Consider the following 21,940-nt stretch of genomic DNA (forward strand, 5'->3'; position numbering starts at 1 on the left):
AGAAAGTGGGTGTACAGACCATTGCTCACTGAAGATCCGAATAAACTATTTACAGCTTATCGCATCATCGGAACGAAATGGACGATCCATATTTTATGTGCTCTGTCTCAAGGCCCGAAGAGATTTGGTGAAATATTCGATAACATTCCTTCCATTTCCGAAATGATCCTCTCCAGACGTTTAAAGGGTCTTCAACATGATCATTTGGTCAAAAGAACAATACGGACACGCCCTACACAAATTATTTATGAACTTACGCCAAAAGGAGCTGCTCTTGCAGCATTCATACCCTGTCTAATGGACTGGGATACCGAATTTCAAAATGATACCACCGGGAGGACTAAAGATGATCATTGAGGTCAGTGATACAGCATCGGACAAAATCGTTGAGATCTTATCAAGTGCGGATATCCAAAATGCCTTTCTTAGAGTAGGCGTTGATGAAGGGGGATGCAGTGGTTTATCTTATACCCTTATCGTGGATGAACAGCAGGCAGAAGAAGACATTGTGTTAAATAAAAAGCAATTTAAGATATTGGTTCACGCGAACAGTATTCCATATATTGATGGTCTTGAGATTGACTATGAAGAGAGCGGAATGTTAGGCGGATTCACCATGAATAATCCAAATGCCAAAGTTTCGTGTGGATGCGGGGCCAGTTTCAGAATGGCCAATTATCGTGGCGAAGTGAAAAAATGTGACTGAACTGAAGGAAGGAGTGCAGAGCAATGATCTCATTTGTAATATCTGACCAAGCAATCGATTCATTTAAGAATGAATGGGAATTGGAAGAGGACCAATATGTAAGGATTTACGCAAAATATGTCGGAGGAGGCTCCGATGCTTTTACAATTGGCATAAATGCGAGTGCTACACCGGTCGATCCCGCATTGGTTCAATCCATTGGAGGATTTCATTTCTTTGTTGAAAAAACAGATGCCTGGATCCTGGAGGATGAACTTCTCCAAATTGACTGTAATGAAGATGGAATATTTTCAAGCAAAATCTCCTATTGAACATGGGGAACCCTATTCTAGACCATAATCTTACTTTTTAAACATTTAACTTTACAAAGTATAACACTTCATGTATATTCAGGGAGTAAAAAGGTTTATTTTACCATAATATCCATCAAATTATGGAGGTGTGGAAGACAAACAACAATCAGATTGGGATTTTTGATGCTCAGTACAGGGCGCCTACAATTGGGATTATGCTGGTTCTGGCAACCGTAGCTTTTGAAGGACTGGCTATCACAACGATTGCCGCGAAAATGGCACAAAGTTTAGAGGGTATTCATTTATACGGTTGGATTTTTAGCGCATTTTTGTTATCTCAGCTTATTGGAACTTTGGTTATGGGTCAGCAGATTGACAAGCGCGGCGTTTTTACATCCATGCTGATATCTTTTAGTGTTTTTGTGTTAGGAACTGTGTTCTCCGCTATTTCTTTCGATATGCACATGCTTATTGCCGGAAGAGCCCTTCAAGGTTTTGGAGCGGGAGCCCTGATCACATGTGTTTATACCTGTGTGACGTTACATTATCCAGATACACTTCGTACTCAAATCCTGGCCGCATTCTCTATGGCATTTGTCCTACCAACCTTAATCGGACCTTATGCAGCAGGCCTTATTGCTTCCTACATCTCGTGGCGATATGTTTTCTGGATCGTTTTACCCTTGATTGGAATAGCGCTCAGTCTCACATTCCGTTCTTTCCGTAATTTGCAGCTTCAGCAAGATCTGTCAGGTCCAGCGCGAGCAACCGACTCAAAGATTATGTATGCGATTCTGCTTGCGGTTGGAACGGGGCTGTTACTCACAGGACTTGGTATGATAACCGATTGGAAAGGCATAGTACTCACTTTGGCTGGAATAGTCATCATGATCACACCAATGCGTAAATTGCTGCCAGTAGGGACTTTTTCGGTGAAAAAAGGATTGCCTGCTACTTTGGTATCGAGAGGGCTATATGTTGCTTGTTATTTTACAACGGAAAGTTTTGTGATCTTGGCGCTAACCGAAGTGAAGGGGTTATCAGCTGACCTTGCTGGCCTCATTGTAGCAGCAGGTTCTCTTAGCTGGTCCGCCGCAGCGTGGTTACAAGCCAAGCTTGACGCACGAGATCAAGGTCGTGCCCGAAAGGGCAGGGTCATGACGGGCATTGGGATTATGATCGTTGGAACTGCGCTTGTGATCCTGGCTCTTATTTTGACGGACGGTGGGATTATACTCATCCTTCTCTCACAAATGATTACAGGGTTCGGTGTTGGATTGGCCAACCCTACAACAGCAGCCATTGCTTTACAACATGCCTTGCCCAGGAAAGAGGGAGAAATGTCCGCGAATCTGCAATTTGTGGATTCCTTCTACATGGGCGTAAGCATTGGAGTTGGTGGCGCTCTGATTGCCTTGTCCGAAACTTTACAGTGGGGCATATCGACAGGTGTTTTGATCGTGTTAACACTGCAATTATTATGGGTCTTGTTAAGTTTCTTGGCATCACTACGAATTACCAAACTCGTTCATCAAGAACATCATCCAATCAACCAAGTGAAGGATAACATCTCCATGTAACGGATGACGACCGCGTCGTTAAATACATCACGAAGAACGGGGGGACTAATTGCATTGGGAGGTGGGTAAGATGGCACGTGTATTAGTAGTCATTACTCCAGCTGAAGGACATGTGAATCCATCGTTAGGATTAGTTACTCAGTTGATAGACAATGGTGAGGAAGTCATCTATGTGTGCACGGAGGAGTATCGTTCCCGAATTGAACAAACCGGTGCCCAGATCATTACCTATCCGTTTCCACAAGATGCCTTCTCTCATGATCCGGTGTTGAAACCCCAGGAATACAAGCATTCTTATCAGTTCATTTATATGATGGTAAGCGGTATTATCCGGAGGATCATCCCCAATGTGCTGCAGGTGATCGAGGATCAAAAGTTCGATTATATGATCTTTGATTCCCTGATGGGATGGGGAGGGACTATTCTTGCAGAAAAACTGGGAATTCCTGCGGTGTGCTCGATTGCGTCCTTTGCTTTTGTGGAGCCTCTGGGGTCTAGCTCAGTTCTGAATGAGACGGAGACGAAGGAGCTTTATGAGGCTACGATGAAGATCACAACGGAATTATCTGAAGAGCTTCAAGTGAGTATTCCAGCCATGGAAGAGATTCCGGCACATACAGGTCAGTTAAAGCTCGTTTACACCAGCCGTTATTTTCAGCCGCAGGCAGAAAAGCTGGATGATCGTTTTATTTTCACGGGTCCTTCGATCATAACACGCCAAGATGCTCCGACCTTCTCGTTTGAGTTGCTTCGTGAACGGTACCCGCAAACCGTGTACATTGCTATGGGTACGATTTTAAATAAAAATTTGGATTTCTATCAGCTTTGTTTTGAAGCATTAGGGGATCTACCCGTGAATGTTGTTTTATCTTCAGGAAAATACACGGATATGGAGCCGCTGGCTGATCAAATACCACCTAATTTTATCGTCAAGCCATACATTGCCCAGTTGGACATGCTGCAGCATACCGATGTTTTTATTACACACGCTGGAATGAACAGCACAAGTGAGGCGTTATATTATAACGTTCCAATGGTGATGATTCCATTAACATCGGATCAGCCTCTTGTCGCCAATCGGGTACAGGAGCTCGGCGCGGGTATTACTTTAAATAAACATAACCTCAGTGCAACTAATTTGAGACAGGCATTAACAGAAGTGCTACACAATTCACTTTATAGACGGCAGGCTTACCTCATTGGTGAATCTCTAAGGCAGGCTGGCGGTTACAAGCGAGCTGCCGAAATGATCATGAGTCATATGGGTTCAGGCCGGGGGAGTTACACAATTTAAATAGTTTTCCATTCAAAGTCGCTTAATAAGCGGCTTTTTTTGGTTTTAATAGTCTTAAGACTTGACCTACAGTTAACTCTATGTCTTATACTCGATTAGGCTTGCAAATTATATAAGGAATTGGAGATTTTATTTATTATGGCGAAGAGCACGAATTGGAATGTTTTTGGACTGGCAATACTACTAGGTTTATTTTCTACATTAGGTCCATTTACGATTGATATGTATTTACCGGCTTTTCCGGAGATTGCACAAAATATGAATACAACGGCATCACTTGTACAATTTAGCCTTACTGCCTGTTTATTAGGACTGGGTGTAGGACAACTTGTTATGGGTCCTTTGAGTGACGCGTACGGTAGACGTAGACCATTGTTGATCTGTATGGCAGCCTACATTATTTGTTCCTTGGCATGTGCTTTTGCTCCGAATATCGGACTATTGATTTTGTTTCGTTTCACGCAAGGATTTGCGGCTTCAGCTGGAATTGTCATTTCCCGTGCGATAGCTAGAGATCTATACAGTGGACATGAACTCACTAAATTTTTCTCTTTGCTGTTGCTTGTAGGGAATTTGGGGCCTTTGGCAGCACCGATTGCGGGAAGTGGGGTTCTTTCCTTCACAACATGGATTGGCGTATTTATCTGCCTTTCATTCTTGGGGATTTTCTTATTAATCATGACAAAGTGGAGCTTAAAAGAAACACACCCCGTCGAAAGACGTATGGTTCCTGACTTCAAACAGCAATTGGGTAATTACAGAATGCTTCTGCGTGACCGCAAGTTTGTTGGTTACATGCTGGCACAGGGAATCATGACGGCAGGGGTCTTTGCTTATGTAGCCGGAACCCCATTCATTTACCAAAATATATATGGAGTTACACCCACAGTATTTGCTATATTATTTGCTTCGAACGGCATCAGCTTGATCATCGGATCTCAAATCGTGGGTCGACTAGCTAAACGTATCCCTGAGCAGACGCTGCTATTATCGGGACTATGGCTTGCTATAATAGCAAGTGTGGCTGCTTTGGTCGTAACCCTGGCTCATGGTCCACTTTTCGCATTGGTGATTCCATTGTTCTTCTTCGTATGCTCGATCGGCATTACGTCTACAGCGGCATTCCCACTTGCCATGGAGAGTCAAGCTAAGATGGCCGGAAGTGCAGCAGCACTGCTCGGCGTTGTTCCTTTTCTTCTGGGTGCACTGGTTGCTCCTCTGGTCGGCATCGCGGGTGAGGACACTGCCGTCCCGTTAGGACTCACTTTATTAATGACCAGTATCATTGCGATTGTTACTTATTTCCTACTCGTTAAAAACGTCCCGCAGCATACACCTAATCATGCCCAGTCTAATGCTGACTTCTAGTATAGAAGGAACAGCTCGCCAAGCATTGGCGTGAGACATGAATGAATATGATTCCATTACAAGTCGCTAACACAGCGGCTTTTTTTGGTTTTCCGTACTGAACCCTCAGCCTGAATTCAGGTAAGGCATTGTTAGATAATGGAGAGACTAGGGAAGAGGGGATGCTCACTGCTTCATTTGGTATAAGCTTAATCTCTCTTGTACAGCATCCAGAACTTCTTCCGGAATCTCCTTCACCTTGATATCTTTTCCTAGAAAAAGCAACCAATTGGTGATTTCGGTTAACTCTTCTGAGTTATGAACATTCATAAATGCCTTTAGGAGGGCAGTCGTTTGGTATGGATTCGTATAGGCAATTGAAAACTTTAAAGGATGGTATTTTTTGAATTGCGCAATCGCCTTTGGACCAAGTTCCAGGACAAGGTTGATAACTTCTTCCTGCGTATTTCGTTTGAGTTGTTCTACAATCTTTTTTGTACTCAGTCTTTTTTTCGCCGGGTATGCTTCGACATGGATGAGGTTGTCAACGGATACGATTCGTCTTTTTTCTTCCTCCAAGTCAAAACCTTCAATGATCCAATGGCCTTTTTGATGATGAAGGTGCAAGAGAACGATGGGATAGGACTTTGTTTTCTTCTCTTCTTGGACAGTAACTAACAAATAACGTTCTATAAGAAGAATTTGGATGAGTTTCTCCAAAGTAGGGTGAGGCAGGTCTGATAGATCAAGCAAGTCTGGATTATGGGGATTGGTTCCTTCAAAAAGCAATATTTGATTCAAATGTACAAGGTCATCTTGCTGATTTTCTGAGATAAGGCCCAATAATTTTTCAGCCAAAGATTGACGACTCTTCAGATAAGGAAGCTGTTGATTTCTTGTCGCCATAAAAGCAATGAATAACGCTTTGATTTCATTATCGGTAAACCGTACCGTGGGCAGGAGGGAGTTGTTCATGACAAAATAACCCCCGTCACGCCCAACTTCAGCGACAAGTGGCATTCCCATGGCTTCAATTTCTCTGATATCTCGAATGGCTGTTGAACGAGAAATGTTAAATTCTCGCATGATTTCAGAGATAGTAAAGTGGGCACGGTTATTGATATACCGGGTGATGATATTTATGCGTTCAACTTTTTTCATTGGGCCCCCTAAACAGTATCATATTCTGACATGATTTAAGGTTATTATAAACCTATCAAGTGAAAACACAAATCAATTGAAAATTGAAAGAGGACGGTGTAAACCATGAGTAATTATCATTTCGAAGAAAAAGAGAGCTTTATCGTGTTAGGTATTGGAACGGATCTTAAGAGCGACTATACAGACTATGTTGGCATCAGCAAGGAGAAGGCGGATTTTTGGTCCACGGTGAAAGAGGATGGAAGCCTGGACAAACTAAAGTCTCTGGCAACAAACGACTACATTTTTGCAGTAAACGAAGCAGTAAATAACCAGATGATGCATTATGCTGGTGTCATGACAGCAGAAACTTTGCCAGAAGCAACGAGAGTAATCCAATTTCCTAAGGGAGAATACCTGGTTGTGAAGGGCGAAGCTGAAACGGCTGATGCGCTCAATAATATGCTTACTGGCATTGCCTTTGGTCAAGCCCTCCCCGTAGAAAAAGATTATGCCTATGTTGGCGGTCCAAATACAACAGTTGAAATGGGAGAGAAAAATGGTTTGGTATATGGTGAAATGTGGATTCCTGTTGTAAGGAATTAACTAAAGCATAAATATTCAATGCAAAAGAATCCCTTCTTTTATAGGAAGTGGATTCTTTTTTTAGTTCGATGTCTAGTGATTATCATTTAATAGATTTAGTATTCCTCAAGTATGTTATCATATTCTTTGTGATGACGGCTTCATTCGAGAACAGCTAAGTAATAAGCATTTTTTATTATTTACATAAAGTCAATGGAAGGCAGGAGATATAGCAGTATGGTCACGCTGATACTTTCGCTCGTTATGATTATAAACATATTACTCTCAGCGGTATTTTTGTTTTTTGAAAGGAGAGACATCGGTTATACTTGGGCCTGGCTCATGATATTTTACTTCATTCCTATTTTAGGTTTTATCGTTTATCTCTTTCTGGGACGTAACCTCAAAAAGAAAAATTTCTACGGACTTTCAGCTGAAGAGAGAAACTCCCTAAAGTTAATTGTCGAGAACCAGTTAGTGACATTGAAGGAGCAACGTAAGGAAAACAACCCCCTGCTCATGAAATATGCTGACCTGATTCAATTGAATCTGACTTCATCCAATGCAATCCTAACCAATGACAATGAGATATTCATCTTCGATGATGGACAAGAGAAATTTGATTCTTTATTTGCTGATATCAAGGAAGCCAAGAAAGAGATTAACATCCAATATTACATTATTCAACCGGATTCCTTAGGGAAGAAATTACGAGATGAATTAACTATAAAAGCTAAAGAAGGCGTAAAAGTGCGAGTTCTCTATGACGAAATTGGTTCAAAGAAACTTTCATTGAAGTTTTTCAGAGAACTGATCTCTGCGGGTGGAGAAGTAGAGGTCTTTTTCCCGTCACTGATTAGGCCATTAAATTTCCGTATGAATAATCGAAATCATCGAAAACTTTGTATTATTGATGGGGAGATTGCTTATATTGGCGGATTTAATCTGGGAAATGAGTATCTAGGCATGGATAAAAAGTTTGGATACTGGCGTGATACACATTTTAAAATGCACGGGGATGCCGTTAATCATATTCAAGGAAGGTTTATTTTGGATTGGAAACACGCCAGCAAATCCGATCAAGTAAGTTACGAACAATACTCCTTCAACACAGCAAGGCTTGATGGTTCAAGTCCGGTTCAGATTGTGTCTAGTGGTCCTAACTCACAGGTGGAACACCTGAAGAATATGTACATCAAGCTTATAGTAAATGCCAAAAAGAGTGTGTATATTCAAACGCCTTACTTTATTCCTGACAGCACTTTTATGGATGCATGTAAAATCGCACTGCTATCCGGGGTGGATCTGCGCATTATGATTCCCAATAAGCCCGATCACCCGTTTGTATATTGGGCGACTTGGGCGTATGCTGGTGAATTATTGGACTATGGAGCCAAGATTCTGTTGTATGATAATGGATTCTTACACGCAAAGACCATTGTAGTAGACGAAGAAGTCGCTTCAGTAGGGACGATGAATATTGATTCCCGGAGCTTTAGGTTGAATTTTGAGGTGAATGCAATTGTATATGACGAGCGAGTTGCGAAACAACTTCAAGAATTGTTTCATCAAGATAGCCAGTTAAGTACAGAACTTACTTCTGATCGTTATAGAAATAGGTCCCTTATTATCAAATTTAAAGAAGGAATATCACGTCTTCTTTCACCTATTTTATAGCTCAGCTTCACTGCCGAAGTTATACTCAACCAGGCACGATAAAACTTTCCACTGAAGTGCTTCTTAACGACTAGAGGTATTAGGAAATCCTTCTTTTTAAGTCAACAGTCAAAAGCTCTCTTCCAAATGGAAGAGAGCTTTCCCAATTGCACGACAGCATGTTATTAATTTAAAACGCCGCTGCCGACTATTGTAACCTTTACTTCCGGGTGAAAACGAACTTGGGCATATTCTTTATTCCAGTCTAGGCTTTTCCATAAGTTCGGGTAATGGGCAATTAAATGTCTGCCAATACCGAAGGAATCACAACCACTTTGCTGAAGTGTCTTGATAATTTGTTCTGCGTCCTGAGTCATGTCATCGGTTAACTTGCGGTTCAGACGTTCAATTGTGTCTTTTTCCTGAAGATGATTCATTGCATACTCAACGATCGTTACTGGAAGTTCGATACGGAGGTTCACATCAATTTGGCTATCACTTGCCACCTTTACCGCAAGTTTGCGCTTAATTTGTGCGATATTTGCTTCATAAGTGACATAGTTCCGCGGGTTGCTGGAAGGCCCTGGGTGGACCTTTTTGACAAAACGCGCTGTTTTATTCCATTTCCCACTCATAATAATGTATAGAGGAGCCTGTTCGGTCGTAAGACTCCCATTGAATCTTTGCCCATGAAACAGGGCGATTCCCCGAGCATCAATCTCCTCTCCATCCTTATATAGATAAGGCAGTGTAAAATCCTGTCCCGGATCCAGCATGGGAGGGAGAAGGGTCTCTAACGTCATTTCCGGAAAAATACATAATTCCTCCAGACTCTTAATTTTTTTCGTAATAAAATCACCAATCAATATGCTGCCAACTTTTTTTTGGTGTAACAGATCTCCGGCATCGCCATCCACAATCGCAATTTTCACATGTGAGGTTGGGTAATCGGGTTCCCGATATAAGACGTCCAGGTAGGGGTAGATATCATTTTGTGCGAGTTTGTTGCCGTATAAGATCATCCCATATTTAAAAAACCGGATATCACCAGTCACTTTAGCGCGAATTCTATCCGTACTTTGACGGACGGATCTCCCGGTGCCTGAGTGGACTTCATTACCGTTGCTCCCTTGTTGACTCTCAGAATCATCGACAATTTCAAGCGTCTGTTTAATTTCACCCTCTGAGGTGATGTCAAACGCCGAAGCATTAGCCAGTCTTGCATCTTTTAAACTATCCTGATCCCAACATCCCGTCATCACCATGAGCAGGGTCAGCAGGATGAGGATTTTCCCCCGTTTACTCATATCATCTTCTCTTTTCGTTTCATTATATAAGATAGAACCAACAGGAGCAGAGGCAGGATCATGAGAAAAAAGTATGCCGATCTGTTGGCTATCGTACTAATTAACTCAAGTTTTTCCTTCTGTTGTGGCAGATACGCAATTATGCAAGAAGCAAGAACGACATAAGGCACCGCTTTTTTATGGTGTTTTTGTTTGAAGAGATAACTTATACCATAGGATGCCGTATAGTAATAGCCACATATGGCCCCAAAAATTGAAATTAACCAGATAGGGAGGAACAGGAAATCGGCCCGATCCATTGTCCCGAGTGGGATAGAGCGGAGCAGATAAATAACCGGTTCAGGCATTAAGTCAAGTTGCTGGGGGCTGAACGCCGTTGAACAAATGAACACGGTGAATGCATACAACACCACGACTACAGCACTTGCTAAAGCAACAGACTTGAGTTTGCCACCGCTGCTACCTTCAACCATAGGAAACACAACGAGAAAAAACTCGAATCCAAACATAGCCATTAATGTTTCGGTTGATCCACTAATGATATTGGGCCATCCTGCTTCGGTTAAAGGCAAAAGATATAACAGATTAACTTCCTTGAGTCCATAACTGATCAATACCATCATGGGCAAGACCAAAAAGGAGATGAGTACAAGTACTCGCGCAATGATTCGTAATTTTTGCCGAACCAAATAGATACTGCTGAACAAGAAGAGGGCTAATATAGCCCATCGAGGCGTATCCTGCAGCATCCAGCGGTTAATCACACCGTAACCGTTCACCAGAACAGAAGTGCCCATTAACAGGAAATATCCAACGTATGCAATGATCAGCAACTTGCCAATCCATTTCCCCGTAATCAGCGTTACAATGTCATAAATGGATGAACTCGGGAATCTTCGCATCAAAAGCCAGCACAACAGTATGACAAGTTGGATCAGGAACCCTCCAAGAAAAACAGAAATCCATCCTCCGCCTTTAGAGATAAGGTGTATACGGTAAGGGAGGGACAGAATATCTACACCGATCTCAAATTTCAAAATGAGCAAGAATAGTTGTCCCCGAGTGATTGTTGTTTCCTTATTCACGTTTTTTCCAACTCCTAGAGAACTTCTGCTGATTCAGCCGTTGCGGGCGGGCATCATGAGGACGCCCGCGAAGCGCCCAGATGGGAAATCGAATCCATACATCCTTCATGTCAGCTAATCGGAAAGGGGCCACTGGAGCAAAATAAGGCGATCCGAAGTTTTCCATCTTACAGAGGTGAATGGTTAGAATCACCAGACCAAATGCGATGCCGATATATCCAAAAAGCGCCGCTCCAATCATCATTGGAAAGCGGAGAATACGGACTGCCGAACTCATCTCATGCGAAGGCACCAAAAACGACGAGATAGCGGTTAGTGAAACCACAATAATCATTGTATAGGATACAAGCCCCGCACGAACGATAGCATCTCCGATAACCAAACCGCCAACGATGCCGATGGTCTGGCCCACTCGGCTGGGAAGTCGGACCCCGGCTTCTCTTAATACTTCAAAGATCAGTTCAAGCAACATTGCCTCTACAAGTGCAGGAAAGGGGATGTTCTGCAATGATTTCTTGATTGTGTGTGCCAGTTCGATCGGTAAAATGGCGGAGTGAAAAGAGATGGTTGCAATATAAACAGCAGGTAATGTAAAAGCAATGACAAAACTCATCATGCGAATTAACCGTAAAAAGGAACTGACAATCCAGCGACCATGGTAATCATCCGGACTTTGATAAAAAGCAAAAAACGTAACTGGAGCGATAAGAGCTGAAGGACTTCCTTCCGCAAGTATGGCGACACGTCCTTCCATCAAGTTGGCAATAACCCGGTCAGGTCTTTCTGTATTGAGCTGCTGGGGAAACAGAGAGAAGGGGTTATCCTCCATAAACTCTTCAATAAAACCTGGAGCGAGCACCATATCTGAAGATATGGACGTGATTCGCTCTTTTACTTCGTTCACTAACTCCGGATTGGCCAAGTCCTGGAGATATACAACTGCAATTTTGGTATGTGTCTTCTCGCCGACGTTAAAATATCGAACGATTAAGGATGGACTAATAATTTGTCTACGGATCAGATTCAAATTAACCGAAAGCTGCTCTACGAATCCATTGTGCGGCCCTCGAATAACGCCTTCATTCTCCGGTTCGGTTGTGCTTCGGACATACATTTTCTCGGTAGAAAGAATGTAAAACTCCGGGTACCCATCGATTATGTAAAGACTTTTCCCTTGAATAAGTGAATCTATTCCACGTTGCAGATCCGTATCTTTTCGACTTTCTAAAGTGGTGAACGATGGGTAGATTTCCGAATGAGCTTGGCCATTCAGTGCTGTTAAGACATGTGTTTGAATGATCTCCTGATCTACAAGTGAATCGATATAGAGAAGCACACTCTGTACACCATTAAGTAGAAGCTGTTGTTGTTTCAAATCGTCAGTACAGTAGAGGGACTGTTCCACATAAGAAATATTCATTTTTAATTCAGAAAAAGCCTGATTGGTTGGGGTCATTGATCCACCTCTTTATAAAATGCGACATGAATTATCTTGTGCAAAATCAAGACTATTATGCAATAGGCGCTTCTTATTCAAAGAACTTATAACCAAACATTGAAAAAATAGTTGCACATAAATCCATAATTTACAATTCAATTAGAAACTTTTTCCTAAATCTAGCGTCTAATACTATGACTTTTTGAGGGGTTATACATTACTAGAGAGTAGAAGGAGCCAAAGACAACACATGAATATGAAGAAGAAATTATCCATTTTTACCGCTTTAGCCGTTTTTCAAGCATTTGCAGTCGGTTCTGTGAATGCGCAATCAGCACCGCAAGGTGACATCGCGTCAGTAAACACAGCCAATGTAGAATCAGTTGAGGTGTTACAGCAAGAGCAGCCGATTGCAGAGCGTGAAGTGAAGACGGAGAGCAATAACAAATCTATCAATACTCCGCCCACTGAAGCCAAGGACACTCAAACCTCAACCGGCACTGAGGCAACACCCAAAACAGATAGCGAGAAACCTGCATTGGATGGGGGAGAGACCCCTGCAAACGAAACGGGTACAAAACCTGTAGTTCAAGAGGAAACCCCTGAGATGGTTGAAACGCCAGCTACGCCTGCTCAGATAGAGCAACCATCCGTTGATGGGACGTCTCCTGCAGTAGCAGGTGGAAATCTGACGTTGTACATGAATAGCAACAAAATGGAGCAGGATGGAAAAACGTATCTTGCTGGACAGCCAATGGCTGTAAAAAACGGTGTATCCTATGTTGCAATCCGTGCGCTGGTTGACCGTGTGGGATATGGCGTCAAATATGATAACAAAACCAAGGAAACCATCATTATTAGTGGTGAAGATGAACTCCGATTCAAAACTAACAGCAAGGACTATACGGTAAATGGAGAGACCAGAACGATGAAAGGCCCTGCTTATCAGCAAAAAAGTACATTCATGGTGCCGTTAACTTCCATTACTCAAGCTCTGAACATCACCTATAAAGTGAATCAGTCGGCTAAAACGGTTGTGTTGAATCTTAATACAAAACCTGTTGCAAGCTTTACCATTTCCCAAAAGGAAATTTTTGCGGGTGATCAAGTAGACTACGTGACTTCTTCCAGTTCACCTAATGGAATGGATATCGTTGACGAACGCTGGACTGGTCGCCAGGATTCATTTGATCAAGCAGGTACATATACGATTTCATATCAAGTACAGGATTCCAATGGTCAATGGAGCGATCCCTATTCAACTACGATTGAAGTTTTGGCTCCTAATCTTCCTCCTGTAGCCATGTTCGCCACGGATAAAGAAGAGTATAAAATGGGCGAAAAAATAACATACACAGACCAAAGTACAGATGATGAAAATAATATTGTTAAAGCGGCGTGGGAGAACAATTCACTTGCGTTCTTTGAACCGGGTCCAAAAACCGTGACTCTTACGGTAACTGACAATCACGGTGCTACGAACACGTACTCCAAAGTCATCACCATAACCAATGAGACCTTATATTCATTTACCGATTTTAATTTACTCTTCACGCCGGTAGGACAGAAATTCACCTTTAACGGCGGCGAAGTGACTACGATGGAGAAAGTGCCTTATACTTACATGGATGAGCCAAGTTTGCTGATCCGCAGTAACAGTCCGGAAACTGTGAATACGGAAGGCATTGTATATAAAGAATCATCTTCGGGGCAGACCCGTTTCATGATTCACCACGTGAACAATACAGGCAAAAGAGTAAAAATGTATGTGATTGCAACCAATAACAATCCGAATCCAGCCGTATTTGAACAACAGAATATGGGCTTTGCCGGACCTACACCGTATGCTACCGTAGCTGGGAAACTGTCTATTGATAAATGGTTCAAGTCGATTCAGACTGGAGCGGATCAAAAGAAAGAGTACCTTCAACCTGGGGAAAGCAAACTGATTTTGACAGAACTTAATAAAACGCCGATGAAAGAAGGACAAGTAATCTCCCTCTATTCGGACGCTTATAGTGATTATTCCTTAGACTATAACGTTATCCTGGTGGAAGAAAATAAAGATCCTTTCGAGGCTTTGTCATTGCTACCTGTGCTGGATCGTGACGGAGTACACAACCGGGGTACGTACCCGAATGCGACTCGCATTATAAAGTACGATGAGCACGTGGGAATCAAACCTGCCCGTCTGCCACTTGGTGACAATTCAAGCGATCCCAATCTGGTAGGAACAGATCCGATGGCTTACACAGACGCATCCAATGCGGGTAATTTCGGCGTATTGTACAAAATCACGCTGACCAATGTTGCCCCGCGTACGCTTATCTCCTTTAACCCTCGTGGAGGGAAGTACTCCGGAGTAGCTCTGGTGAACAATCAGTTGGTATCGATTGCCGATGGTAACGTTGCGGTTGCCAATTCAAGTGAACAAAGCGTGCTTTACCGCACCGGGTCAACTGGAGAGAGCGTAACCATTCTATTCTCTGCCGCGCCGGGAAGCAACCTGCCGGTCAATCTGCTCTTTACACCACTCCCATCGGAGAAGTAATGTAGGTTTCTCTTATAACGAATAGTTTGAGTGGCACGTTAATCATCGACAGAAAAGACTCCATATGGAGTCTTTTCTTTTCACAACTTATTTCTACTAAGGAGGAATCAGAATCCGATGAATGTAGTCGTCAAGTTGATACGTGAATTCAAAGAGCGCGATACCCGGCGTTTGTTGAAAGATTATCGAGACAGAGTGGAGCTTATAAGGAAACGGAATTTGGAAACTTGGGACGATCAGCACCTGCAAGCGGAATCCCTTCGGCTACAAGAAGAAGCAAGATTAGGCACGTCTTTGGATGAGCTACTTGTTGATGCTTATGCTTTAGTCTGCGAGGCTGCGAAGAGAACACTCGGATTACAGCCTTATGATGTCCAGATTATGGCTGCTATCGCTTTGCACGAAAGATTTTTGATCGAGCAGCATACCGGTGAAGGAAAAACACTCTCTGCTGTTATGCCTGTTTATCTCAACGCTTTGACAGGCAAAGGCGTTCATGTGCTTACTTTTAACGACTACTTGGCAAATCGAGATGCGGCGTGGATGGGACCGATCTATCGCTTCCTCGGGTTAACGGTAAGCTCGGTTCAAGCGGGCATGAGCCTGTTCGAGAAAAGGGAAGCTTACGCCAAGGACATAACCTATGTTACAGCTAAAGAAGCAGGGTTCGATTATTTGCGCGACACAATCGCATTTAATGAAGCTGATACCGTGCATCGCCCTTTCCATTACGTCATCGTCGACGAAGCAGATTCATTGCTTCTTGATGAAGCACGAGTGCCGTTAGTCATTAGTGGCGATTCGAGTGCTTCCAAAAGTGATGGCGTTCTTTTCGCAGAAGTGGCCCGGCAGCTGCAGCCAGGAGAGCATTACGATTTTGACGAGTTCCAGCGGAACGTTTACTTGAATGAAGCGGGTGCTGCAAAAGCAGAGTTGCTGCTGGGATGTGGCAATTTGTACGATAGCCATAACAGTCATTGGTTAACGTCATTGAATTGTGCGCTGCATGTGGAATCGTTATTAAAAAAAGACGTTGATTACATCGTCAGGGACGGTGTAATCGAGCTAATCGAAGAACACACCGGACGTGTGGCCGAGAACAGGTATTTGCCGGACGGGCTGCAAGCTGCGCTGGTGGCAAAAGAAGGGTTGCAGTGGAAGGCCGGTGGGAGAATTCTCGGCACGATCACGATTCAACATTTTATTAGCCTGTATTCGGGAATTTGCGGAATGACGGCTACGGCGCATGCTTCAGCAATGGAATTTGAGGATATCTATGCGCTGCAAGTCGTTCAAATACCGCCAAACAAGCCAAACATACGGATCGACCACAAACACCGAATTTACACCCATAAAGAAGCCAAATATAAGGCGCTTGTACAAGAAATCTCTTCCGTCCATAGGATGGGACGCCCCATTCTTATTGGTACGTCAAGCGTCGAGGAATCTGATATGCTGGCGGAGGCGCTTGCCGTTGCTGGCGTACCTTGCCAGGTTCTGAATGCAAAAAACGATGCAAAAGAAGCTGAAATCATCGCTAAAGCGGGAGAAATAGGCGCGGTAACGGTATCTACGAATATGGCAGGGCGCGGCGTCGATATTCGTCTCGGCGGCGGTAATCCCGCACAGGCAGAAGTGGTTGCCAAACTGGGCGGATTATACGTGATAGGTACATATGTGAACGAAAGCATGCGGATTGACGACCAGTTGCGCGGACGTTGCGGCCGCCAAGGTGACCCTGGGTCTTCCGTATTTTATATTAGCCTGGAGGACGAGTTGATGCTTCGCTTTGGCATTCATAGACTGTTTCGCGCCCCAAATCAGGACGAGGTTCTTGATGATCCCGCGCTTCACAGCAAAATCGAGCATATCCAGCGCGTTATTATAGGTCAAAACTTCGATATTCAGCGGGAATTGAACGGTTATTCGGATATGGTGGAGGATCAGAGGCGAATTCTATATGAAGAACGGTTCGGAATTTTGAAAGCTGAGAGACTGATGAGTCCATCGGAGCGGCGTGTACGGCTTTTTTATATCGACGAGTTCTGGGCTGACCATCTGGCATACGTTTCTTACATTCGTGAAAGCATTCATCTCGAGAGCATTACCAGTCGTAACCCACTCGACGAGTTTCATACGCAAATCACCCAAGCATTCGAGCAAATTCCGGCTAAAATAGATCATGAGTCGGCAAATATGCTTAGAAAACTTGGAGGTTCGAATGATCCCGAGAAATGGGAACAGTTCGGTCTGAAGAGTCCTATTTCGACTCGGACTTATATGATCAACGATCAATACAGCCAAGATAAGCGCAGCTCATGGACCGGAACGACGGTATTTGCTTTTTGGGGCAGCAAGATTTTGAAGCTATTACTGAAGCCAGTATATAGGATGTCAAAATAGTGATGGGAGCGTGACGATCGATGAACAATAGAGAACGGTTTTCGAGCCGGGTCGATTCGTATTTGAAATACCGCCCGAGTTATCCAAAAGAGGCTATTGACTATTTGTACGACGTCGTTGGTTTACGTGTGAACAGTAATATAGCAGACATCGGTTCAGGTACTGGCATCATCTCAAAACTACTTCTGGAACGCGGAAGCTATGTAATCGCGGTGGAGCCAAATCAGGCAATGCGGGAAGCCGCCGAGCAAATGTTAGAAAGTAATCCGAAATTTCAGAGTACATCAGGTTCTGCAGAATCTACAGGATTACCTGATCAGTCGGTTGATTTTATTGTCTGTGCTCAGGCATTTCACTGGTTTGATCGCTCCGCAGCCCAAATCGAGTTCCGCAGAATTCTACGGCCAGGTGGGAGAGTAATACTCATCTGGAATTCACGTCTTACTAACGGTACTCCATTTCGTGAAGAGTACAATCAACTGCTCCATACATATGGAACCGACTACGAAAAAGTTAATCATAAGAATATTTCTCAGGCGATGCTTCTCTCTTTTTTCAAGGAAGGTTCAATGCATGAAATGCGATTCAGAATGAGTCAGGATTTTGATTTCGAGGGATTGAAAGGCCGGTTGTTATCATCTTCTTACAGCCCTGTACCCGGGCATCCAAATTACGATCCTATGATGACAGAACTGCGTAATTTATTTGATAAAAATAATCAAGAGGGTATTGTTGAATTCGATTATGAAACTGAGATTTTTTGGGGAGAAGTATAAATACGGCATTTGAAAGTCGCTATTATAGCGGCTTTTTTTTATTTTAGTAGAACAAGTTCTTGTCTCACCTGCCGGGATTAGCTGTTGGAACGAGCCAGGCACACTTCCTTAAAATCTTATAAGAAATTCTTGATATTTCAGAAATTTATCCGATAGGCGGATGCTATTATACAAATACAAACAAAGACGAGGTGATGAAATGCAAGCAAAATTGGCAGCGGACGCCATTCCCATCTCCAAAAAGCGAAAGACATGGATAAGGACGATACAAAAGCACAAAGTGATGTATGCTCTCTTATTACCAGCTTTAATTTACTTTGCCGTATTCAAATACATTCCTATGGCGGGAATTATGATTGCTTTTAAAAACTACAACCTGGCTTTGGGACTATGGGATAGCCCTTGGGTGGGATTCAAAAATTTTACCGATTTTATGAACGGCGTTTATTTCTGGGACATCATGAAAAATACGATCATCATATCGTTGTATAAGCTATTGTTCGGTTTCTCCGCGCCCATCGTGCTGGCTTTACTCCTCAATGAAGTTTACAGCCAATGGTTTAAGAAAATCGTACAGACTATCACTTATTTGCCTCATTTTCTATCATGGGTCATTGTGTATGGAATTATGGTAGCCTTACTAGCCCCAGGGGATGGTCTCTTTAACATGATTTTGAAGGATTTTGGTGTTGAACCCATCTCGTTTCTAACGGAACCGGTCTGGGGCAGAATGCTAATCATCTTATCTGAAGTATGGAAGGATATTGGATGGGGGGCGATTTTGTACCTTGCCGCCTTGGCAGGAATCGATCCAAGCTTGTATGAAGCGGCTCGAATGGATGGTGCATCCAAATGGAGACAGCTCTGGCATATCACGTTACCCGGTATTCGAGGAGTCATTATTCTGATGCTGATTCTTAAATTAAGCCATATCCTGGATGCGGGTTTTGACCAAATATTCATGTTTGCCAACACCTTTAACCAGGAGAAGATCGATATTATCGACACATGGGTATACCGGGAAGGGTTGGAGCGTCTTAAGATTGGCTTGGCTACTGCTGTAGGATTGTTTAAAGCTGTCATCGGATTTGCTTTAGTGTTGGCAGCAAACAAGCTCGCCAAAAAATTCGATGGGCAAATCTGGTGAGGTGGTCTTTAGAATGATCCATATGACAATCGGGGAAAAAGTCTGGCAAACCGTCGTTTATGTAATTCTTATTTTGTTATCCCTACTGTGCGTGCTGCCCTTTCTATATGTGGTTGCTGTCTCCGTAACGCCAGAATCGGAAGTATTAAGAAGAGGGATTGTGATTATACCAGAATCCTTTACCTTTCTGGCCTATAAAGAAGTATTCATCTCGCATGGGATCTGGCAGGCGTATAAAATTACGTTATTTCGAACGATTGTAGGCACTGCGTTAAATGTGTTTTTTACAGTAATCGCGGCCTACCCGTTATCCAAAAAATATTTGCCCGGAAGAAGTCCGTTTTTACTCTTCATTGTGTTTACCATGATGTTCAGTGGGGGATTAATTCCGACTTATTTACTAATCCGCTCTCTGGGATTGTTAAACAGTCCTTGGGTATTGATTATTCCAAATCTCATTAGTGCATTTAATCTGGTGATCATCAAAGGTTTTTTTGAACAATTACCTGGTGAAATTGAGGAATCAGCGAGGGTAGACGGTGCCAGTGAACTTCAGACGTTATGGCGGATCATTTTACCCCTGTCCTTACCCGTCCTGTCCACCATTTCCTTATTTTACGCAGTCGGGCATTGGAACAGTTATTTTGATGCTATTGTATATATCAATGATTCCAACTACATGCCACTTCAAGTGATTTTGCGCAACATTCTGCTTAACGTTGCAACTCAAAGCGCTGATTCGCTCGCCAATTCCGGGGCTGTCAGTACGTTCGCTGTGCAGATGGCTACAGTAGTTGTAACTACAGTCCCGATATTGATCGTTTATCCATTTTTGCAAAAGCATTTTACCAAAGGTGTACTCCTGGGATCCGTTAAAGGATAAAAGGTGTTCCAACCTAACTTATTACGGGGAAACCGTGATAATATACAAGCAAAGGAGAGGTCAATATGCAGCGTAAAAAGATTTCATTTGCTATTCTGTCGGCAATCTTAGGACTTGGAACGCTATTGTCAGGATGTGGGGGAAATGAAGAAGTTACATCGACAACTTCGAGTCATTCACAAGGCCAGTCTGGCCAGTTTGCAACCAAAATGAAAATCTCAATGTTTAACCAAGGCACTTTTAATGCTGCTGCTCCAGTACCTCCACGTGATGAAGATATTCAACGCCAAATGTTGGAAGAAGAGATGAACATCGACTTGGAGATGATGATTCCTCAGGCTGGGCAAGCAACAACCAAACTGAATACACTCATTGCAGGCGGGGATATTCCAGACTTGATCTTTTTGAAAAGTCGTGCTGATCTTGCGCAATATTACGACCAAGGAGTTCTTGCGGATTTGACACCGTATATGGACCAATTCCCTGAACTACAGAAACGATTTGGCACCGACTCATGGGAGGCAATGTCCTATCAAGGAAAAACCATTGGAGTTCCAGGTTATGATAATGTAAACGGTATCAGTCGAAGCTTCTTTATCCGTAACGATTGGCTGAAAAAGCTGAATATGGAAGTACCAACGACACCTGATGAGTTGTTCGAAGTTATGAAAGCCTTTACAGAGAAAGATCCGGACGGGAATGGCAAAAACGATACGTACGGATTCATCGGCGGTATGAATAAAGAAGGCAATCTGCAAACCTACGGCTTTGATAGCTTGATGTGGATGTTTGGCGTCAACCCTCCTTCAGCCGTTGAGATAAAAGATAATGAACCGGTATTTCTGTTTATCGATCCCAAAATGAAAGAGGCGCTTGCTTACATTAATAAAATGATGGCAGCCAAGGTAGTTGACCCAGACTGGGTGACGATGAATTCGCCTGATCTGTTGGACCAAAAGATGTTTAAGGGTAGAGTTGGCTTCATGATCAGAGATGCTCGTAGACTGGAACCGGATTATCAACAGAAAATGAAAGAAATTAGTGGCGAGGTGCCGGAATGGATCGTTATTCCTCCAATGAAAGGTCCTTACGGGGATCAAATTGTAGAGAGAAAATCATTCCAAGGCAATTCATGGGCCATATCCGCAAAAGCGGACGAGGACAAAATCATTCGGATCTTATCCATGCTGAATTATCTCTTTACGGATGAGGATGCCTATCCGAACTTTGCATACGGAATCAAAGGGATTCATTGGGATGTCGTAGACGGCAAGATCAAAAATAAAACCTCCGAATTATCAAAGGAAATGAAAGAGAAGTACCTGTGGGTCGATCATTATAGAATGCCACGCCGTGGTGATGATGCAGAGTACTTCAGCTTCCAGAATCCGAAGACAGCGGAAGCTTTCAAGGACAATCAGCAATATGTGGGGCCAACGCTGCCCGGAAATTTATTGACCCCTGACCCTAGCGATACCTTGGATGCTGACCGCACACGTTTCATTAATGAAAGCTTAGTTAAATTTATGACGGGCAAAGAGCCTCTTTCCAACTGGGACAATTTCCTTCAGACGCTGGATACCAAGTTTGACATGCAGAAATATAAGGAAACAGCAATCCAGCAATTTAAAGAAGCCGGCCTTATCAAGTAAAAATAAACGAAGAGAGAGTGGCTATTCATAGCCCCTCTCTTTATTAGCATATGCTATTCTTAGTTTAAAACGGAACTAAAAGGAAGATGATGGATGC

At 43.1% G+C, this 21,940-nt stretch carries 18 protein-coding genes; 14 read left to right on the top strand and 4 right to left on the bottom strand.

What is annotated here, in order from left to right; genetic code table 11:
- Positions 1–9 precede the first annotated feature (9 nt).
- The 6 genes from V6668_RS32230 to V6668_RS15800 all read left to right on the top strand — a co-directional run bounded on the left by V6668_RS32230 (position 10) and on the right by V6668_RS15800 (position 5,241).
- The gene (locus V6668_RS32230) at positions 10–357 is read left to right on the top strand and encodes a winged helix-turn-helix transcriptional regulator (RefSeq protein ID WP_422395215.1); all 348 of its coding nucleotides are present in this window, start codon (positions 10–12) and stop codon (positions 355–357) included.
- Complete coding sequence (locus tag V6668_RS15780) at positions 347–706, top strand: HesB/IscA family protein (protein ID WP_017688344.1); 360 nt, start codon at positions 347–349, stop codon at positions 704–706. The genes V6668_RS32230 and V6668_RS15780 overlap by 11 nt, the downstream gene beginning before the upstream one ends.
- 23 nt (positions 707–729) lie before the next feature.
- Complete coding sequence (locus tag V6668_RS15785) at positions 730–1,017, top strand: HesB/YadR/YfhF family protein (RefSeq protein ID WP_076327548.1); 288 nt, start codon at positions 730–732, stop codon at positions 1,015–1,017.
- Positions 1,018–1,139: 122 nt separating this feature from the next.
- On the top strand, positions 1,140–2,579 hold the full coding sequence (locus tag V6668_RS15790; RefSeq protein WP_338706062.1) for an MFS transporter: 1,440 nt from the start codon (positions 1,140–1,142) through the stop codon (positions 2,577–2,579).
- A gap of 70 nt (positions 2,580–2,649) precedes the next feature.
- Positions 2,650–3,873 (top strand): macrolide family glycosyltransferase, encoded by a 1,224-nt coding sequence (locus V6668_RS15795; RefSeq protein WP_338706063.1) that lies wholly within the window; start codon positions 2,650–2,652, stop codon positions 3,871–3,873.
- 138 nt (positions 3,874–4,011) lie between these two features.
- Entirely contained in the window at positions 4,012–5,241 is a 1,230-nt protein-coding gene (locus V6668_RS15800) for a multidrug effflux MFS transporter (protein ID WP_047843067.1), read from the top strand.
- Positions 5,242–5,406: 165 nt separating this feature from the next.
- Here the strand turns inward: V6668_RS15800 and V6668_RS15805 are convergent, their stop codons facing one another.
- Complete coding sequence (locus V6668_RS15805; RefSeq protein ID WP_338706065.1) at positions 5,407–6,381, bottom strand: helix-turn-helix transcriptional regulator; 975 nt, start codon at positions 6,379–6,381, stop codon at positions 5,407–5,409.
- Between the two features lie 105 nt (positions 6,382–6,486).
- Here V6668_RS15805 and V6668_RS15810 point away from each other — a divergent pair, with 105 nt between their 5' ends.
- The gene (locus V6668_RS15810) at positions 6,487–6,966 is read left to right on the top strand and encodes a GyrI-like domain-containing protein (RefSeq protein WP_127548714.1); all 480 of its coding nucleotides are present in this window, start codon (positions 6,487–6,489) and stop codon (positions 6,964–6,966) included.
- Positions 6,967–7,182: 216 nt separating this feature from the next.
- On the top strand, positions 7,183–8,622 hold the full coding sequence (cls, locus tag V6668_RS15815; RefSeq protein ID WP_282321342.1) for a cardiolipin synthase: 1,440 nt from the start codon (positions 7,183–7,185) through the stop codon (positions 8,620–8,622).
- A 164-nt stretch (positions 8,623–8,786) separates the two neighbouring features.
- Here the strand turns inward: cls and V6668_RS15820 are convergent, their stop codons facing one another.
- Genes V6668_RS15820 through V6668_RS15830 form a run of 3 tightly spaced genes read right to left on the bottom strand, consistent with a single transcriptional unit; the run spans position 8,787 to position 12,449 of the window.
- Positions 8,787–9,908 carry a Ger(x)C family spore germination protein gene (locus tag V6668_RS15820; RefSeq protein ID WP_101313829.1) on the bottom strand — a complete coding sequence of 374 codons (1,122 nt, stop codon included), beginning with the start codon at positions 9,906–9,908 and terminating at the stop codon, positions 8,787–8,789.
- Positions 9,905–10,993, bottom strand: coding sequence for a GerAB/ArcD/ProY family transporter (locus tag V6668_RS15825; protein WP_249910593.1), 1,089 nt, complete (start codon positions 10,991–10,993; stop codon positions 9,905–9,907). The genes V6668_RS15820 and V6668_RS15825 overlap by 4 nt, the downstream gene beginning before the upstream one ends.
- The gene (locus tag V6668_RS15830) at positions 10,986–12,449 is read right to left on the bottom strand and encodes a spore germination protein (RefSeq protein ID WP_036615566.1); all 1,464 of its coding nucleotides are present in this window, start codon (positions 12,447–12,449) and stop codon (positions 10,986–10,988) included. The genes V6668_RS15825 and V6668_RS15830 overlap by 8 nt, the downstream gene beginning before the upstream one ends.
- Positions 12,450–12,681: 232 nt before the next feature.
- Between V6668_RS15830 and V6668_RS15835 the strand changes: the two genes are divergently transcribed.
- The 6 genes from V6668_RS15835 to V6668_RS15860 all read left to right on the top strand — a co-directional run bounded on the left by V6668_RS15835 (position 12,682) and on the right by V6668_RS15860 (position 21,843).
- Positions 12,682–14,982 (top strand): copper amine oxidase N-terminal domain-containing protein, encoded by a 2,301-nt coding sequence (locus tag V6668_RS15835; protein WP_338706067.1) that lies wholly within the window; start codon positions 12,682–12,684, stop codon positions 14,980–14,982.
- 117 nt (positions 14,983–15,099) lie between these two features.
- Entirely contained in the window at positions 15,100–17,385 is a 2,286-nt protein-coding gene (locus V6668_RS15840) for a DEAD/DEAH box helicase (protein WP_338706068.1), read from the top strand.
- A gap of 20 nt (positions 17,386–17,405) precedes the next feature.
- The gene (locus tag V6668_RS15845; RefSeq protein ID WP_338706069.1) at positions 17,406–18,161 is read left to right on the top strand and encodes a class I SAM-dependent methyltransferase; all 756 of its coding nucleotides are present in this window, start codon (positions 17,406–17,408) and stop codon (positions 18,159–18,161) included.
- A gap of 199 nt (positions 18,162–18,360) precedes the next feature.
- Positions 18,361–19,308 carry an ABC transporter permease gene (locus V6668_RS15850; RefSeq protein WP_338706070.1) on the top strand — a complete coding sequence of 316 codons (948 nt, stop codon included), beginning with the start codon at positions 18,361–18,363 and terminating at the stop codon, positions 19,306–19,308.
- A gap of 13 nt (positions 19,309–19,321) precedes the next feature.
- Complete coding sequence (locus tag V6668_RS15855) at positions 19,322–20,191, top strand: carbohydrate ABC transporter permease (RefSeq protein ID WP_076210617.1); 870 nt, start codon at positions 19,322–19,324, stop codon at positions 20,189–20,191.
- Between the two features lie 65 nt (positions 20,192–20,256).
- Complete coding sequence (locus V6668_RS15860; RefSeq protein WP_338706073.1) at positions 20,257–21,843, top strand: extracellular solute-binding protein; 1,587 nt, start codon at positions 20,257–20,259, stop codon at positions 21,841–21,843.
- Positions 21,844–21,940 lie beyond the last annotated feature (97 nt).

Origin of the sequence: Paenibacillus amylolyticus, from assembly GCF_036894225.1 — a bacterium.
In the GTDB taxonomy this organism is placed as follows: domain Bacteria; phylum Bacillota; class Bacilli; order Paenibacillales; family Paenibacillaceae; genus Paenibacillus; species Paenibacillus amylolyticus.

Excerpts from the sequence above, each read along its gene's own strand:
- V6668_RS15800 (WP_047843067.1), top strand. The coding sequence starts at position 4,012 with ATGGCGAAGAGCACGAATTGGAATGTTTTTGGACTGGCAATACTACTA.
- V6668_RS15840 (WP_338706068.1), top strand. The coding sequence starts at position 15,100 with ATGAATGTAGTCGTCAAGTTGATACGTGAATTCAAAGAGCGCGATACC.
- V6668_RS15795 (WP_338706063.1), top strand. The coding sequence starts at position 2,650 with ATGGCACGTGTATTAGTAGTCATTACTCCAGCTGAAGGACATGTGAAT.
- V6668_RS15855 (WP_076210617.1), top strand. The coding sequence starts at position 19,322 with ATGATCCATATGACAATCGGGGAAAAAGTCTGGCAAACCGTCGTTTAT.
- V6668_RS15850 (WP_338706070.1), top strand. The coding sequence starts at position 18,361 with ATGCAAGCAAAATTGGCAGCGGACGCCATTCCCATCTCCAAAAAGCGA.
- V6668_RS15805 (WP_338706065.1), bottom strand. The coding sequence starts at position 6,381 with ATGAAAAAAGTTGAACGCATAAATATCATCACCCGGTATATCAATAAC.
- V6668_RS15820 (WP_101313829.1), bottom strand. The coding sequence starts at position 9,908 with ATGAGTAAACGGGGGAAAATCCTCATCCTGCTGACCCTGCTCATGGTG.
- V6668_RS15790 (WP_338706062.1), top strand. The coding sequence starts at position 1,140 with ATGGAGGTGTGGAAGACAAACAACAATCAGATTGGGATTTTTGATGCT.
- V6668_RS15835 (WP_338706067.1), top strand. The coding sequence starts at position 12,682 with ATGAATATGAAGAAGAAATTATCCATTTTTACCGCTTTAGCCGTTTTT.
- V6668_RS15860 (WP_338706073.1), top strand. The coding sequence starts at position 20,257 with ATGCAGCGTAAAAAGATTTCATTTGCTATTCTGTCGGCAATCTTAGGA.
- V6668_RS15785 (WP_076327548.1), top strand. The coding sequence starts at position 730 with ATGATCTCATTTGTAATATCTGACCAAGCAATCGATTCATTTAAGAAT.
- V6668_RS15810 (WP_127548714.1), top strand. The coding sequence starts at position 6,487 with ATGAGTAATTATCATTTCGAAGAAAAAGAGAGCTTTATCGTGTTAGGT.
- V6668_RS15830 (WP_036615566.1), bottom strand. The coding sequence starts at position 12,449 with ATGACCCCAACCAATCAGGCTTTTTCTGAATTAAAAATGAATATTTCT.
- cls (WP_282321342.1), top strand. The coding sequence starts at position 7,183 with ATGGTCACGCTGATACTTTCGCTCGTTATGATTATAAACATATTACTC.
- V6668_RS15780 (WP_017688344.1), top strand. The coding sequence starts at position 347 with ATGATCATTGAGGTCAGTGATACAGCATCGGACAAAATCGTTGAGATC.
- V6668_RS15845 (WP_338706069.1), top strand. The coding sequence starts at position 17,406 with ATGAACAATAGAGAACGGTTTTCGAGCCGGGTCGATTCGTATTTGAAA.